Source organism: Actinomadura macra NBRC 14102 (assembly GCF_001552215.1).
Taxonomy (GTDB): domain Bacteria; phylum Actinomycetota; class Actinomycetes; order Streptosporangiales; family Streptosporangiaceae; genus Spirillospora; species Spirillospora macra.
Map to the genome: position 1 here is coordinate 278019 of NZ_BCQT01000017.1, position 15516 is coordinate 293534.

Below are 15516 nucleotides of genomic sequence, written 5' to 3' on the forward strand. Positions count from 1 at the left end.
GATGAACGCCCACGACACCGCCGACACCCAGGACACCGCCGACAGGGACGCCGACCGGCTGGTCATCGCGGGCGCGGAGCTCGGCTCCCGCCTGATCATGGGCACCGGCGGCGCCCCCAGCATGCACGTGCTGCGCGAGGCGCTCACCGCGTCCGGGACCGAGCTGACCACCGTCGCGATGCGCCGGGTCGACCCGTCCGCCCGCGGCTCGGTGCTGGACGTGCTCCAGGAGTGCGGCATCAGGGTGCTCCCCAACACCGCGGGCTGCTTCACCGCGGGCGAGGCCGTCCTCACCGCCAAGCTCGCCCGCGAGGCGCTCGGCACGAACTGGGTGAAGCTGGAGGTCATCGCGGACGAGCACACGCTGCTGCCCGACCCGATCGAGCTGGCCGAGGCCGCCGAGCAGCTCGTCGACGACGGCTTCACCGTCCTGCCGTACACCAACGACGACCCCGTCCTCGCGCGCCGGCTGGAGCAGATCGGGTGCGCCGCGGTCATGCCGCTCGGCTCCCCGATCGGCTCGGGTCTCGGCATCCGCAACCCGCACAACATCGAGCTGATCGTCGAGCGGGCGGGCGTCCCGGTCATCCTGGACGCGGGCCTCGGCACCGCCAGTGACGCCGCCCTCGCCATGGAGCTGGGCTGCGACGCGGTGCTCCTCGCGACCGCCGTGACGCGCGCCCAGTCCCCCGCGCGGATGGCCGCCGCCATGCGGCACGCCGTCGAGGCCGGGCGACTCGCCCGGCTGGCCGGGCGCATCCCGAAGCGGCATCTCGCCCAGGCGTCCTCTCCCTTTGAGGGCCTCTCCACAGGCGGCTGACACGAAGCCCGCGGATGTAGGAGAACTAAAAGATCACTTGAAGAAATAGTCGCTGGACCTGAACAGTCGGGCGCCCACAGACTGGGGCGGCGCCACTGCAACGGCGCACCATCCTTCGGTGTTGATGGAAATGTCCCCAACCTAAGGTGCGTGCCATGGACCAGGTGATCACCGCGCCGGCCGGGCCGCGCGTCGACAAGCTCGCGGTCGCCGCCGCGACCGTGACCGTCGTGCTGTGGGCGTCGGCGTTCGTCGCCATCCGCAGCGCCGGCGCGGACTACGGCCCCGGTGCCCTCGCGCTCGGCCGCATGCTCGCCGGGACGGCCGTCCTCGGCACCATCTGCCTCATCCGGCGCGAGGGCCTGCCCGCGCGGGGCGCCTGGCCCGGCATCGTCACCGCCGGCCTGCTGTGGTTCGGCGCCTACATGGTCGCGCTGAACTGGGGCGAGCAGCTCGTGGACGCCGGCACAGCCGCCCTCGTCGTCAACATCGGGCCGATCCTCATCGCGCTCCTCGGCGGCTGGCTGCTCAAGGAGGGCTTCGCGCCCCGGCTGCTCGCCGGCATGGCCGTCTCGTTCGCCGGCGCCGCCGTCGTCGGGCTGTCGATGTCCGGCGAGGGCCGCGCGTCCGTCGGCGGCGTCCTGCTGTGCCTGGCGGCCGCCGTCACCTACGCCGCGGGCGTCGTCAGCCAGAAGCCCGCCCTGCGGCACGCCTCCGCGCTGCAGTTCACCACGTTCGGCTGCGCGATCGGCGCCGCCGCCTGCCTGCCGTTCGCCGGACAACTCGTCTCGCAGGCCGCGGACGCCTCCGCGACCGCCACCCTCAACATGATCTACCTGGGCGTCTTCCCCACCGCGCTGGCGTTCACGACCTGGGGATACGCGCTGGCCCGCACGTCCGCCGGGAAGATGGGCGCCACCACCTACGCCGCCCCCGCGCTGGTCGTGCTGATGTCGTGGCTGTTCCTGGGCGAGGTCCCCGGTCTGGTCACCCTCGCGGGCGGCGCGCTCTGCCTCGCCGGCGTCGGGGTCTCGCGCAGCAGGCGCCGGCTGCGCCGCGCCGCCGACCCGGCCCCCACCGCCCCCGATCGCGCCGAAGCCGGAGCCCGCTGACCTCCGACTCAAGGCGAATCCATGCTCATACTCGCGAGTGATGAGATCCGCGGGGATCCCCCCTTAAACTCGCTCTGATGGACACGACGGTTGCAGATCCCCTCGTCGGGCGGGTGCTCGACGGGCGCTACCGCATTGAGTCCCGGATCGCGCGCGGCGGCATGGCCACCGTGTACGTGGCGCGCGACATCAGGCTCGACCGCATCGTCGCAATCAAGGTGATGCATGCCGCGCTCGCCGCCGACGAGGACTTCGTCACCCGCTTCATCGGCGAGGCCAAGGCCGCCGCGGCCCTCTCCCACCCCAACGTCGTCGCCGTCTACGACCAGCGCACTGACGGCGAGCACGTCTTCCTGGTCATGGAGTACGTCGAGGGCAACACGCTCCGCGACACCCTGACCGCGGCCGGCAGGCTCGGCCCCCGCGCCGCGCTGGAGATCATGCAGCCGGTGCTGGCCGCCCTCGGCGCCGCCCACCGCGCCGGTCTCGTCCACCGCGACGTCAAGCCGGAGAACGTCCTCATCACCGAGGACGGCCAGGTCAAGGTCGCCGACTTCGGTCTCGCCCGCGCCGAGTCCGCCGGCAAGATGACCAAGACCGGCGTCATCATCGGCACGGTCGGCTACCTGGCACCCGAGCAGCTCGTGTCCGGCACCGCCGACGTCCGCTCGGACGTGTACGCCGCCGGCGTCATGCTGTTCGAGCTGGTCACCGGGCAGTTGCCCCACCAGGCCGACACCGCGCTCGCGGTCGCCTTCAAGCACGTCAACGAGGTCGTCCCCCCGCCCTCCAGCGTCGCCCCCGGCATCCCGCAGGTGGTGGACGACCTGGTCACCGACGCCACGAGCCACGAACCCCAGCGCCGCCCGAGCGACGCCAACCAATTCCTCGCCGAGGTCGCCGAAGCCTGCAACGGGCTCCCCCGCGACTTCGACCGGCGCGCCGCGGAGACGGCCCGCACCACCGCCGTCATGGAGGCCACGCCGCCCCCGCACACGGCCGTCCTCGACGCGAGCACCCTGCCGCGCGAGTTCACGCCCACGCGCACCCGGACCGACCGCGCCGTCGGCGCCGCCACGGGCCGCTACGTCCTGGTGGCCGTCGGCGTGATCGTTGCGGTGATCTTCGGTTGGGCGATCTGGTACCAGACCTCCGGCCAGTACGACCACGTCCCCGAGAAGATCATCGGGATGAGGCTGGAGGACGCCCGCTCCGAGCTGCGCGACGGCGGACTGGACGTCCGCGTCGGCAAGGCCGTCTACAGCGACCGCGTCCGCAAGGGCGAGGTGGCCGAATCGGACCCGCCCGCCGGCGCCCGCGTCGCCAAGGGCGAGACCGTCACGCTGATCCCCTCCCGCGGCCGTTCCCCCCGCGAGGTGCCCGACGTCGAGGGCAAGCCCCTGGACGAGGCGAGGCGGACCCTCCGCGACAAGGGCTTCGCCCTGGGCCAGACGAGCACCAACACCTCCCAGACGGTCGCCAAGGACCGCGTCATCGGCACCGACCCGCCCGCGGGCGAGCGACGGTCGCCCGATGAGCCCGTCAACATCGTCGTCAGCAGCGGCATGTCCATGCCCGGCCTGCTCGGCACGAACGGCGACGCCGCCGCCAACCAGCTCCGGTCCATGGGCCTGGAGGTCAAGGTCGAGAAGCGCAAGGTCGACGGCAAACCCGCCGACACGGTGCTCAGCCAGGACCCGTCCGAGGGCACCGGTGTGTCCCGCGGCGACAAGGTCACGCTCGTCGTCAACAAGCGCGACTGCATCGTGGACGCCGGCCCGTTCCAGTTCGGCTGTGACGACGAGGGCGGCACGACCCAGAACATCCCCGTCCCGAACATGACCGGCCGCACCGTCGACGACGCGAGGGCGGCGCTGGAGGACTCCGGGTTCAAGGTCAACGTGACGGGCTTCGGCGGCGACAACGTCCGGTTCCAGAATCCCAGCAGCGGCCAGGCTCCGCGGGGCACCACCATCACGATCGTCCGGGGCCCGTAAGCTGAAGCTTCTATGACCTCACCGAAGAACCCCGTCGGCGCGCACGTCCCGGTGGCCGGGGGCCTCGCCACGGGCGGCCTGAAGTACGCGGCCGAGATCGGCGCCGAGACGATCCAGGTGTTCGTGGCCAACCCCCGCGGCTGGGCGCTGCCCGAGGGCAGGCCCGCCGAGGACGCCAGACTCCGGGAGCGCACCGACGTCCCCGTCTACGTGCACGCGCCCTACCTGGTCAACTTCGGTTCCCCCACCGCCGAGACCCTCGCCAAGTCGATCGCGACCGTCCGCCACTCCCTGGCCCGTGGCCGCGCCATCGGCGCCCGCGGCGTCGTCGTCCACACCGGCTCCTCCGTCACCCAGACCTACGACGAGGCGATGGCGCAGATCCACGAGCACGTCCTCCCCCTCCTGGAGGAGATCCCCGAGGACGGCCCCGACCTGCTCCTCGAACCCATGGCCGGCCAGAACAACATGCTCTGCGCCAAGGTCCAGGGCCTCGGTCCGTTCTTCGACAAGCTCGAACACCACCCGAAACTGGGCGTGTGCTTCGACACCTGCCACGCCTTCGCCGCAGGCCACGACCTGGCCGCCCCCGGCGGCGTCAAGGAGACCCTCGACGCCCTGGTGGCCACCGTCGGCGAGGGCCGCCTCAAGCTCGTCCACGCCAACGACTCCAAGGACGCCTGCGCCTCCGCCAAGGACCGCCACGAGAACATCGGCGCCGGCCGGATCGGCGAATCCCCCTTCGCCGACCTCTTCCGCCACCCCGCCACGGCGGGCATCCCCTTCATCATCGAGACCCCGGGACGCGCACCCGAGCCTCACGCCAAGGACATCGCCATCCTGAAGCGCCTACGAGACGGCTAAGGCCACCCCCGCTTCAGGAGCCCCGACGCCGTTGCGATCGCGTCCGAAGGCAGATTCGAGCGAAGCAAGACTCGGACGTCGCTGAACAACCCCCCGACTGTTCAGCGACGCCCGAGCCACAGGCCGCCGGATCCCACCCCCCCGGTACGGGATCCAGCGACTCACGATCCGGGCGTGCGGCTCGCGCTCGCCGGATCTCCGGATTTGCTTTTGTGGGAGGTGTGGGGCGGTATGCGTCGTGCGCTTGCGCCCGTCCTCCGGTGGCGGTGGTACGTCTGGTGCCACTGAGAACACTAGGGGTGTGGTGCCACCGATCGGGAGGCGGAAAACGCAAGGCTCGATGAGCGGTATGTAGTTGGAGATGTGCGTAGAGTAGTTGCACGATGAGTGGTCGGTGGAGAGCGACGAGCGGTCGGCCGGGCCGGACGGGAACGGTCCACACGGGGTGGGCCGCGCCGGACGGTGGGGTCGGGACGTCCCGTGGGCGTTCAGCGGATCGGCATGTCCTCGGGGAGGTGGAGACGTGCGAGCGCGCGGTCGGCCCAGCGGGGGGCGCGGTGGCGGGTGAGCAGGGAGACCGCGGCCATGACGGCGAACGAGAGGGGCGCGAGCAGTATGGCCGGGTGCGCGAGCAACGCCGCGGGCCAGCCCGTCCAGGGGCCGCAGAACAGCCGGGCCACGCCCGCGGCGACGGACAGCCCACCGCCGAGCAGGAGGCCGGCGGCGGCGCCGGGGGCGGTCAGGCCACGCCACCAGATGCCGAGAACGAGCAGCGGGCAGAGGGAGCAGGCGGAGACGCACAGCGCCATCGTGACGAGGGTCGCGGCGCCCTGCGGGCCGACGCGCGGGAGGAGCGGCAGCGGCGCGGCCAGCGCGAAGACCACCCCGACACGGAACGCGGTGATCCCCGCGCGGCGCCGCGCGCACTGGGAGAGCGTCCCTGCGATGGCCACGACGAGGCCGCAGGAGGTGGAGATGAACGCCGCGAACGCCCCCGCCGCGACGAGGCCGGTCAGCAGCGCGCCGGCGGGTCCGGGCACCATCCGGCGCGGCAGCAGCAGGATCGTCGCGTCGAGGTCGCCGGTCAGGAGCAGTTCGGGCGTGTAGAGGCGTCCGAGCATCCCGTACAGGACGGGGAACACGTAGAACAGCGCGAGGAGTCCCGGCACGAGCGCGGCGGTGCGGCGGGCGGCGCTGCCGCAGGTGTTGGTGTAGAAGCGCATCAGGATGTGCGGCAGCCCCATCGTGCCCAGGAGGACGCCCAGTATCGCCGAGTAGCCGGTGAAGAGGCCGTGGCCCTCGCCGTGGCCGATCGGCATCGCCCACGTCTCGCCGTCCTGGACGGGCAGTGGCCGGGCGTGCGGCACGGTCGCGCCGGAGGGGAACACCACGTCCGTCGCCGGGCCGATGGTGTGCGTGCCGGCGGACAGCCGCAACCACTCGCCGTCACGGCGGGCACCGTCGACGTGTCCCCACGCGGTGACGGTGGTGTCGGCGGGGACGGACACGGTGAGGCGTTCGCCGACGCGGACCCGCGTGTCGCGGCCGAAGTGCGGGATGTCGCCGCTCGCGGGGTCGCCGCCGTCCAGGCGCCACAGGGCCAGCAGCGCCACGGCGGGGACGGCCACCGCGACGAGCTTCACCCAGAACTGGACGGCCTGGACGGCGGTGATGCTGCGCATCCCCCCGGACACGACCACGACCAGGGCCGCCGCCACCACGAGGGCCCACCCCGCCCACCCCGGCGCCCCGGTCAGCACGCGCAGGGTCACGCCCGCGCCCTGGAACTGTGGCAGGAGGTAGAACCAGCCGATGAAGCAGACGCAGCCGGTGACGATCCGCCGGACGGCGCGGGACCCGAGCCGCCATTCGGCGAAGTCGGAGATCGTGTAGGCGCCCGACCTGCGCAGCGGCGCGGTGACGAAGGCCAGCAGCAGGACGTACCCGGCGGTGGCGCCGACGGGCAGCCACAGCATGTCGGCGCCATAGGCGAGGACGAGCCCGGCGCTGCCAAGGTAGGCGGCGGCGGACAGGTACTCGCCGCTGATCGCCGAGGCGTTCCGCCAGGGGGTGACGCCGCGCGAGGCGACGAGGAGCTCGGAGGTCGTCTGGACGGTGCGCCGCCCGTGCCGGCCGAGGAGGGTCGTCAGGCCCAGTACCGCGGCCAGGCCACCGAGGGCGGTTGCGACGGCCATGACCGTCACGGCGGCCCCGCCGGCCTCGCGAGGTCCCGCTCGGCCCGTTCGGCGCGCCGTAAGTGCAGGATGGACGCGGCGGCCCACAGCGGCTGGACGCCCAGGGCGAGGACGAGCCAGACCACCGGGATGCCGTACGCCCGCAGCCGCCCGAGCGCCGGGACGAAGGCCAGTAGCAGCGGCAGGCCGGTCACCACGGTCAGGACCGCGACGCCCGTCGTGAGCGCCGTGCGCAGCTGGGTGCGGATGAGGGCCCGCGTCTGGGCGGGCCCGGTGCCGCCTCGGCCGTCATCGGAGCGGACGAACGAAACAGAACATGGCGGGTATGCCGGATCGGGCGGGTCGGTGCCGGAGGGCTCGCCCCCCGCCGGATCTGAGGCGGACGGGCCGGCGTCCCGTCCGGCGTCTGGGCCGGCGTCTGAGGAGGCCGGCGAAAAGGCCGGAGCGGCCGCCGCAGCGGGCCGAGCGCGGGCGCGGGCGGTGGGCGAGCCGGAGACGGCGGTACGGCGTTCGTCAGCCACGGTGGCCGCCCTCGGGGGCCTCGGGCTGGTCCCCGGCGGGATGGTGGAATTTGCGGATCAGGAGGTCGCGGACCTCCCGGGTGTGCCGGCGGCTCACCGGAAGCAGTTCGTCGCCGATTTGGACGGCCGCGCGCCCGCCGTCGAAATGCAGTTCGGTGATGTGCGCGGAGGCGACGAGGGTACTGCGGTGGATACGGATGAACCCGGCGGCCTCCCACCGTTTGGTCAGCGCCGTCAGCGGCATCCGGACCAGGTAGCCGCCGTCGGCGGTGTGCAGCCGGACGTAGTCGCCCTGAGCCTCCACGTGGGTGACCGCGCGGCGGGACACGAGCCGCGTGCGGCCACCGAGCTCCACGGGGATCATCTCGTCATCGGCCCGCTCCTCCTCGCCCGGCGGCCCGGCCCGGCCGACGGCCTCGGCCACCCGGCGGACGGCCTCGGCGAGCCGCTCGGGCCGGACGGGCTTGAGCAGGTAGTCCAGGGCTCCGAGCTCGTAGGCGGTGACGGCGCAGTCGTCATGCGCGGTCACGAACACCACGTGCGGCGGTGCGGCGAAGCCGGTGAGCAGGCGGGTGAAGTCCAGCCCGTCCAGCCCCGGCATGCGGATGTCCAGGAAGACCGCGTCGAGGCGGTCGCCCGCCACGAGCATCCGGCTGAGGTCGCGCAACGCCGACGCGGCCTCGCCCGCCCCGCTGACCTGTCCGATCCGCGGGTCCTTGCGGAGTAGGTAGGTGAGCTCCTCCAGGGCGGGGCGTTCATCGTCGACGGCCAGGACGCGAAGCATAGGGGCGACTTTGCCGCGATTACCGTCTGTCCGCAATCGGTTTCGAAATGTGAGCGGCGTGTCGCAGGCGGGTCGTCAGCCCGGAAATACTCCTGGCCGGTACTTGGGGACACGCAGATTCACCTTTGTTCCGGCGCCCGGCGCGGTCTCGACGGTCAGGCCGTACTCGTCCCCGTAGACCTGCCGCATCCGCTCGTCGACGTTGGCGAGCCCGATGCCGGCACCGTCTCCGCCGGGTTCCGCGCCGGAGGCCCGGCCGCGCCGCCCGGGGGGCGCGACGCTCCCCCGGCCCCACGGCCGGGACCTGCCGGGCGGCGCGGAAAGGATCTGCTGGAGCCGCTCGGGATCCATGCCCGCCCCGTCGTCCTCCACGCTGATGGCGGCCTCGGCGCCGGAGTCGCGGGCCACGATCGAGATGTGGAAGTCGCCGCTCGCGCCCTGCATGCCGTGCCTGATGGCGTTCTCGACGAGCGGCTGGAGGGCCAGGAACGGCACCGCGACCGGCAGCACCTCCGGCGAGACCTCCACGCTGAACCGCAGCCGCTCGCCGAATCTGGCCCGCTCCAACAACAGGTAGCGATCGATGGAGCGCAGCTCGTCGGCGAGGGTGGTGAAGTCGCGGGGGTTGCGGAAGGAGTAGCGGGCGAAATCGGCGAAGTCGAGGAGCAGCGCCCGCGCGCGCTCGGGGTCGGTCCGGACGAACGAGGCGATCGTGGTGAGGGAGTTGTAGACGAAGTGGGGGGAGATCTGGGCGCGCAGTGCCCGCATTTCGGCCTCGGCGAGCCGGATACGGGACGCGTCGAGCTCGGCCAGCTCCAGTTGGCCGGTCACCCAGCGGGCGGCCTCGCCGACCGCCTTGACGCGTGCGGTGGACGGGCCGGGCCAGTACGCGGCGAGCGCGCCCTCCACCCGTCCTTCGACGGTGAGCGGGGCGATCACCACGACACGGATCCGGCAGTGGGGATCGCCGCAGGACAGCACCTCCGGGGCGATCACGCGGGGCCGCCCGGAGGCGAGCACCGGCAGGGCGTGCCGGACGACGTCGCCGCCGTGCCGGTCCCCGCCCGGTCCGTCCCAGGCGAGCAGCCTCCGGTCATGTCCGGGATGGTCGGTCCGGTTCTCGGTCCGGTCGGCGTCGAGGTCATCATGGGGAAGGTCGTCGGCGTGCTCGCCGTGAAGCCCGTCGGCACAGTCACCGGCGCAGTCGTCCGCGAGCGGGCGGACGGCGACCAGGGCGACCGCCTCGGCGCCGAGCAGCGACCGCAGGTGCCGGGCGGACTTGCGCGCGGAATCCCGGTTGAGCCCGGCGCGCAGCGTCGGGGAGGCCCGCGCGATCGTGTGCAGGGCCGCGAACCTCGCCTCGTCGACCATGACGCCGAGGCCGGGGCGCCGGGGCGGGAACCAGCGGCGCAGCGCGCAGGCACCGGTGGCGGCTCCGGCGGCAGAGGCACACGCCAGGACGTCCACAACGGACGGTAGGACCATGGCAACTCACGGTAATGGCTCTCTCGCCGCCGGGTCCATCCGTTACCCATTTACAAAGGTCTCGGATGGGCTACGCCGGGCGTGTCAAGCGGCGAGTCAGACCGGCGGGGACTCCCCCTCGCCCTCCTGGTAGGAGTAACGCTGCTCGTGCCACGGGTCGGCGACGTTGTGGTAGCCGCGCTCCTCCCAGAAGCCCCGGCGGTCCTTCACGAGGTACTCGACGCCGCGGACCCATTTGACGCTCTTCCACGCGTACAGGTGCGGAACGACGATACGGGTCGGGAAACCGTGGTCGGGGCTGAGCCGCTCACCGTCACGGTGCGTGGCGAACATCGTTCCGTCGGCGAGGAAGTCGGTCATCCGGATGTTGGCGCTGTAGCCGTACTCGGCCCAGACCATCACGTGCGTGACGTCCGGGGCGGGCGGCGCCAGTTCCACGATCGCCGTCCCGGGGACGCCCCGCCACTCGTTGTCGGGGATCGTGAACTTGGTGACGCAGTGGAAGTCCGCGACGGCGTCGACCTTGGGCAGGGCGTCGAACTCGTCCCAGCTCCACCGGTACTGGCCGCCCGACTCGGTGGCACCGAAGACCCGGAAGTCCCAGTCCCCGGGACGGAACTTCGGCACGGGCCCGTAGTGGAGGACCGGCCAGCCGCGGGGGACGTACTGACCGGGCGGGAGGTCCCGCGGCTGCGATGGCTGCTCGGGTGGGGACATGACGCGGCCATCCTGCCATCCGGCGTGAGCTGAGCCATATTCGGCCCCCGGGCGGACCGCCCGTCCCGGGCATCGGCTACGCTGACTCCGTGCGCAACGTCGTGTATTTCTTTTGGTTCGACCAGCCCGGGCGGCTGGTCTGCCAGACGTTGCGCTGACAGACCACAAGGCGAAAGCCCCGGGCCGCACTGGCCCGGGGCTTTCGTCGTTCCAGGGATGGACGTGGGGACCGCGGTCCTCACGTCACAAGGAGAGGCAGCACACTCATGGTCGTCGTCATGGCCCCCGAGGCCAACGAAGCGGATATCCGGGCCGTCGTCTCACTGGTCGAGACGGCGGGGGGCGACGCGTTCGTCAGCCGGGGGGTGGAGCGGACCATCATCGGGCTTGTCGGCGACGTCCAGCAGTTCGGCGCGCTGAACCTGCGCGCGATGCACGGCGTCAGCGACGTGGTGCGCATCTCGGTGCCCTACAAGCTGGTGAGCCGCGAGAACCACGCCGAGCGGTCCGTCGTGCGGGTCGGCGGCGTCCCCGTCGGCCCCGGGACCATGACGCTGATCGCCGGGCCGTGCGCGGTGGAGACCCCCGAGCAGACGCTCGGCGCCGCGCAGATGGCCAAGGCCGCGGGCGCGACGCTGCTGCGCGGAGGCGCGTTCAAGCCGCGGACCTCCCCCTACGCGTTCCAGGGGCTCGGCGAGGCGGGGCTGCGCATCCTCGCGGACGTACGGGACGAGACGGGCATGCCGATCGTCACCGAGGTGGTGGACGCCGCGGACGTCGATCTCGTCGCCTCCTACGCGGACATGCTGCAGATCGGCACCCGCAACGCGCAGAACTTCGCGCTGCTCCAGGCCGCCGGCGAGGCCGGCAAGCCCGTCATGCTCAAGCGCGGCATGAACGGCACCATCGAGGAATGGCTGATGGCCGCCGAGTACGTCGCGCAGCGCGGCAACCTCGACATCGTGCTGTGCGAGCGGGGTATCCGCACGTTCGAGCGTGCCACCCGCAACACTCTGGACATCTCCGCGGTCCCGGTGGCCCAGCGCCTCTCCCACCTGCCGGTGATCGTGGACCCGTCCCACTCGGGCGGCAGCCGCGACCTGGTCCTGCCGCTGACCCGCGCCGCCATCGCGGTCGGCGCGGACGGCGTGATCATCGACGTGCACCCGCATCCCGAGACCGCCCTGTGCGACGGCCCGCAGGCGCTCGTGGACGGCGACCTGCGCGAGCTGGCCAAGCTCGTCCGCGAGTTGCCCCCGATCGTCGGCCGCGCTCTGACCGAGGCCCCCGGAGTCGTCACCGGCGGCGTCACCGCCTGACGCCGGCGCCACACCGGCGCCTTCGGCGCTGACCTGTGCCGCGCCGTCCCGGCCTCGCCACGGGCCGGCACGTCGCAGGTCAGCGCATGTAGGGGGCTGGTATCGTGATCAGCATGGCGTACTGGACCTCGAACTGCGGACCGCCCCGCTCCTGACGGGGCGCGGCACCACCCTCCGAGACTCCACGAGACCCGGCGTGAGCACACGCCCGGTCCGCCTTCTTCTGCGCCCCGGATCCGGATCTTCCACTCCCGATTCGAGCCCAGGAGCATCTCCCCGTGTCAGCGCGCACGTCCAGGCAACGCACCTCCCGGCAAGACACCCCAGAGAAGGGCACCCCCGCACGAGCCCGGCGCGGGCTACCCGGCGGCGGTAGCGCCGACATCCTCGCGGCCGCGTCCCTGTGGGGGACGACAGGAACCGTGCGGACATTCGCCGACGGGGCGTCCAGCGTCTCGGTCGGGGCGGTCCGGATCGTCCTCGGCGGGCTGGTCCTGCTCGCCCTCGCCTCCCTCACCCGCCGCGGCGGCGCCCGGGGCGCGGAGCTGCGCCGCCTCCTCGCCCAGCGCCGGTCCCGGCCGCTGATCCTGCTCGGCGCGGCCGCCATCGCGGTGTACCAGACGGCGTTCTTCGTGGCCGTCGCCCGCACCGGCGTCGCCGCCGGCACCGTCGTCACGATCGGCAGCGCGCCCGCGTTCACTGGCCTGGTCGGCTTCGTGGCCCGGCGGTCGGCGCCGTCCGGACGCTGGGCGCTCGCGACCGCCGGCGCCGTCGGAGGGTGCGTCGCGCTCATCGGCGGCGGGCGGGACGCCGGGATCGAGCCGGCCGGCGTCGCGCTGGCCCTGCTGTCCGGACTGTCCTACGCGGTGTACGCGACCGTGGCGTCCGCCCTCATCACCCGCGGCGAGGACGACCGGGCCGTCGCCGGCGCCCTGTTCGCGGCGGCGGGGGTGATCCTGCTTCCCGTCCTGCTCGCCTGGCCGGCCGGGTGGCTGCTCACCTGGCCCGGCGCGCTCACCGCCCTGTACCTGGGGGTGGTGACGACGGGCGGCGGCTACGTGCTGTTCACCCGCGGTCTGCGCACCGCCCCCGCCACCACGGCGACGACGTTGACGCTGGCCGAACCCGCCGTCGCCGCGGTGCTCGGGACGGCCGTCCTGGGCGAGCGACTCGGTGCGGTGGCGCTGGGCGGTCTGGCGCTGCTGGCGGCGAGCCTCCTCGCGCTCGTCCTGCCGGCCGGGGTCCCCCGAAAACGCGTACGCGGCCGTAACAAATTGGTCTGAACCACTCGCCAGACGGGATCCCGGCGAGGATGATGTCCGGCATGACTACGGGCGATGGGGACGCCGGCGGGCGGCTTTTCCCGGACGATCTGGACGGCGTCGATCCGGTCGCCGCGGTGATGCTGGCCGACGCCTGCCGCTCCATCGCCGCCTATCCCGAGCTCGTGGTCGTCGGGCCCCTGTTCACCGCGGCCGAGCACGTCCCCGGCGGCTGGCAGGTCGTCTGCCCCTGCGACCCGCTGCCCCAGGGCGCCCGGGAACTGCTCGCCGACCACCTGGACGACCGGGCGGCCATCGCGAACGGCTCGTCCGGCGACGAACTGCGGGACGCGGCGGCCATGCTGCGGACCGAACCCGCCGACGCTGTCACGGTGCCCGCCGGCCGGTTCCGCGTCGTCCGGATCGAACAGCTCGTCCGCACCGGCCCGGACGGACCCGAGCCGCCGCGCCCCACCGACCTGGACCCGCCGCCCGCGGACCGGCGTCCCGTCCCGTCCCGCCCGTACGACCTGCTGCCCGAGGGCCGGATCGCCTCCGACCTCACCACCGCCGAGCTCCTGTGCCAGGTGCTGGACGCCGCCGCGGCGACGGGCAACGAGCCGTCCGACGCGTTCCTCACCCCGCTCGCGCTCGCGCCCGCGTTCACGGTCGCCGAGCGCACCGGCGGCCGGTGGCGCCCGGTCGGTCGCCTGCACGAGACCCCGCGCCAGGCCCGCGCCGCGCTGGTCACCTACTTCCGCCACGTGGTGCCCGCGGTGGAACAGCCCGGCACCGTCGACACCGCCGCCTACGCCGACGCCGCGGACCTGATGGCCGACGAGACCCGCCGCAACGGCGTCGAGGTCGTCGGCCGCCGGTTCCGGATCGTTCGCATCGAACGCATCACCTTGATGGGCCCGGACGGCCCCGAGCCACCGCGTCCCGACGACTTCGACTCGTGTTGAAGTCAACCCCGGCTGTGGCCACTACACCCCTGGCCCAGCGTCATCGCTTCGCGATCTTCCCCGGTGGGGCTCGCCTTCGGCTTCGCCCCACCGGGTCAGGTAGCGCGCTCACGTGACGGCTGAGCTCACCTGCCCCTGAGGCCGGCCCCGGATGATTCGAGAGCTGCGAGGCCCCTGCTCACCGTGACAGATCAAGGGGTCGTGTCGCCGTAGACGGGGCGGTGCTCCTGCACCGAGGCGGCCAGCTGGTCGGCCAGCTCGCCCGCGTCCAGGCGCTTCTCGATCTGGCGAAGGTCGTCGATCTTGGCCTTCGTCTCGGCGCGGCGGGGGGCCAGCATCGTGCAGCAGTCCTCGTCGGGCAGCTCGGAGATCGTGAGGGTCCGGATGCGGCGCGCCTGGTCCATGATCTCTATCTTGTCCATACCGACGAGGGGACGCAGGATCGGCAGTTCCACCGCGTCGTCCAGCGCGGTGATGTTGGTGAGGGTCTGGCTGGAGACCTGGCCGAGCGCGTCACCGGTGATCAGTGCGGTCCCCCGCAGGCGGCGGGCGAGGATCTCGCCGGTGCGCAGCATCAGCCGGCGCTGCGCGATCACCGCGAGGCGGTCGGCGCCGGAGGACTTGATCTGCTGCTGGGCCTTGCCGAACGGGACGACGAACAGCCGGGAGCCGCCCTGGAACTTGTCCAGCTCGCGGACCAGCGCGTAGGCCTTGTAGATCGACTCGGGGCCGGTGAACGGCATGCCGGAGAAGTGCAGGTAGTCGACGCGCAGGCCGCGACGCATCATCCGGTACGCGGCGACGGGCGAGTCGATGCCGCCCGACATCAGCACCAGCGCACGGCCGCTCATACCGACCGGGAGGCCGCCCTGGCCCGGGAGCCCGCCGGAGAAGACGAACACCTCGTCGCGGTCGACCTCGATCGACAGGGTGTGGTCGGGGGCCTTGAGCCGCACCGGCTGCCCGTACCGGTCGGCGACGAGCGCGCCGATGTGCCGGTCCAGTTCGGTGGAGGTCATCGGGAACCGCTTGTCGCGGCGCTTGGAGCGGACGGCGAACGTGCCGGTACGGCCGTCCATCAGCTCCAGGGCGGCGCGCTCGACGCTCGCGATGTCCTTGCCGACGAGCCAGGCACGGTGCGCCCACACGATGCCCATGACGTCGGTGATCCGCTGCGCGACCCGGTCCATCGTGGCGAGGTCGGCGTCCCGCTTGCGGACGATGAACACGCCGTGCCGCCTGATCACGTCGACCCGCGCGATGGGACGACAGGCGAGGCGGACGTTGTCGGCGAGGCGCCGTTCGAAAAGCTCGCGGTTCTTGCCCTTGAGGACGACCTCGCCCAGCTTGAGCAGCACGCACGGCTCGCCGTCGACCGGCGTCTCCCGGACGTCCGCGGGCGCGGTGTCGAGCGTGGTCATGCGTGATCCTCCTGGCGGGAACCGGAACGGGGCGGGCCTCTAGTGTGGCCCAGA

General features: G+C 72.8%; 13 protein-coding genes. 7 read left to right on the top strand and 6 right to left on the bottom strand.

Annotated features, from left to right (window positions below; all coding sequences use genetic code 11):
• The first annotated feature begins 1 nt into the window (after nt 1).
• The 4 genes from AMA02S_RS27355 (at nt 2) to AMA02S_RS27370 (ending at nt 4793) form a co-directional block, all read left to right on the top strand.
• Entirely contained in the window at nt 2-820 is an 819-nt protein-coding gene (locus AMA02S_RS27355; RefSeq protein ID WP_067463118.1) for a thiazole synthase, read from the top strand.
• 155 nt (nt 821-975) lie between these two features.
• Nucleotides 976-1932 (top strand): DMT family transporter, encoded by a 957-nt coding sequence (locus AMA02S_RS27360; RefSeq protein ID WP_067463121.1) that lies wholly within the window; start codon nt 976-978, stop codon nt 1930-1932.
• Between the two features lie 77 nt (nt 1933-2009).
• Nucleotides 2010-3929, top strand: coding sequence for a Stk1 family PASTA domain-containing Ser/Thr kinase (pknB, locus tag AMA02S_RS27365; protein WP_067463124.1), 1920 nt, complete (start codon nt 2010-2012; stop codon nt 3927-3929).
• A 12-nt stretch (nt 3930-3941) separates the two neighbouring features.
• Nucleotides 3942-4793: a deoxyribonuclease IV gene (locus AMA02S_RS27370; protein ID WP_067463127.1), complete on the top strand. Its 852-nt coding sequence runs from the start codon at nt 3942-3944 to the stop codon at nt 4791-4793.
• A 488-nt stretch (nt 4794-5281) separates the two neighbouring features.
• Here AMA02S_RS27370 and AMA02S_RS27375 read toward each other — a convergent pair whose 3' ends face one another.
• The 5 genes from AMA02S_RS27375 to AMA02S_RS27395 form a co-directional block, all read right to left on the bottom strand.
• A complete protein-coding gene (locus AMA02S_RS27375) occupies nt 5282-6988 on the bottom strand; it encodes a sodium/solute symporter (RefSeq protein ID WP_067463574.1) in 1707 nt (568 codons plus the stop codon).
• A gap of 5 nt (nt 6989-6993) precedes the next feature.
• Nucleotides 6994-7509 (bottom strand): DUF485 domain-containing protein, encoded by a 516-nt coding sequence (locus AMA02S_RS40705; RefSeq protein ID WP_084265637.1) that lies wholly within the window; start codon nt 7507-7509, stop codon nt 6994-6996.
• A complete protein-coding gene (locus AMA02S_RS27385) occupies nt 7502-8293 on the bottom strand; it encodes a LytR/AlgR family response regulator transcription factor (RefSeq protein ID WP_067463130.1) in 792 nt (263 codons plus the stop codon). The genes AMA02S_RS40705 and AMA02S_RS27385 overlap by 8 nt, the downstream gene beginning before the upstream one ends.
• Nucleotides 8294-8368: 75 nt before the next feature.
• Nucleotides 8369-9778 carry a histidine kinase gene (locus AMA02S_RS27390; protein ID WP_067463133.1) on the bottom strand — a complete coding sequence of 470 codons (1410 nt, stop codon included), beginning with the start codon at nt 9776-9778 and terminating at the stop codon, nt 8369-8371.
• Nucleotides 9779-9874: 96 nt separating this feature from the next.
• Nucleotides 9875-10495, bottom strand: a complete 621-nt coding sequence (locus AMA02S_RS27395) for a sulfite oxidase-like oxidoreductase (protein ID WP_067463136.1) — start codon at nt 10493-10495, stop codon at nt 9875-9877.
• A gap of 266 nt (nt 10496-10761) precedes the next feature.
• Between AMA02S_RS27395 and aroF the strand changes: the two genes are divergently transcribed.
• The 3 genes from aroF to AMA02S_RS27410 all read left to right on the top strand — a co-directional run bounded on the left by aroF (nt 10762) and on the right by AMA02S_RS27410 (nt 14041).
• The gene (gene aroF / locus AMA02S_RS27400; RefSeq protein WP_067463139.1) at nt 10762-11814 is read left to right on the top strand and encodes a 3-deoxy-7-phosphoheptulonate synthase; all 1053 of its coding nucleotides are present in this window, start codon (nt 10762-10764) and stop codon (nt 11812-11814) included.
• Between the two features lie 278 nt (nt 11815-12092).
• Nucleotides 12093-13097: a DMT family transporter gene (locus AMA02S_RS27405; protein WP_067463142.1), complete on the top strand. Its 1005-nt coding sequence runs from the start codon at nt 12093-12095 to the stop codon at nt 13095-13097.
• A 41-nt stretch (nt 13098-13138) separates the two neighbouring features.
• Nucleotides 13139-14041 carry a DUF5954 family protein gene (locus AMA02S_RS27410; protein WP_067463145.1) on the top strand — a complete coding sequence of 301 codons (903 nt, stop codon included), beginning with the start codon at nt 13139-13141 and terminating at the stop codon, nt 14039-14041.
• 191 nt (nt 14042-14232) lie between these two features.
• On the opposite strand, the gene thiI is transcribed toward AMA02S_RS27410, so the two are convergent.
• Nucleotides 14233-15462 carry a tRNA uracil 4-sulfurtransferase ThiI gene (gene thiI, locus AMA02S_RS27415; RefSeq protein WP_067463148.1) on the bottom strand — a complete coding sequence of 410 codons (1230 nt, stop codon included), beginning with the start codon at nt 15460-15462 and terminating at the stop codon, nt 14233-14235.
• Between the last annotated feature and the right edge of the window lie 54 nt (nt 15463-15516).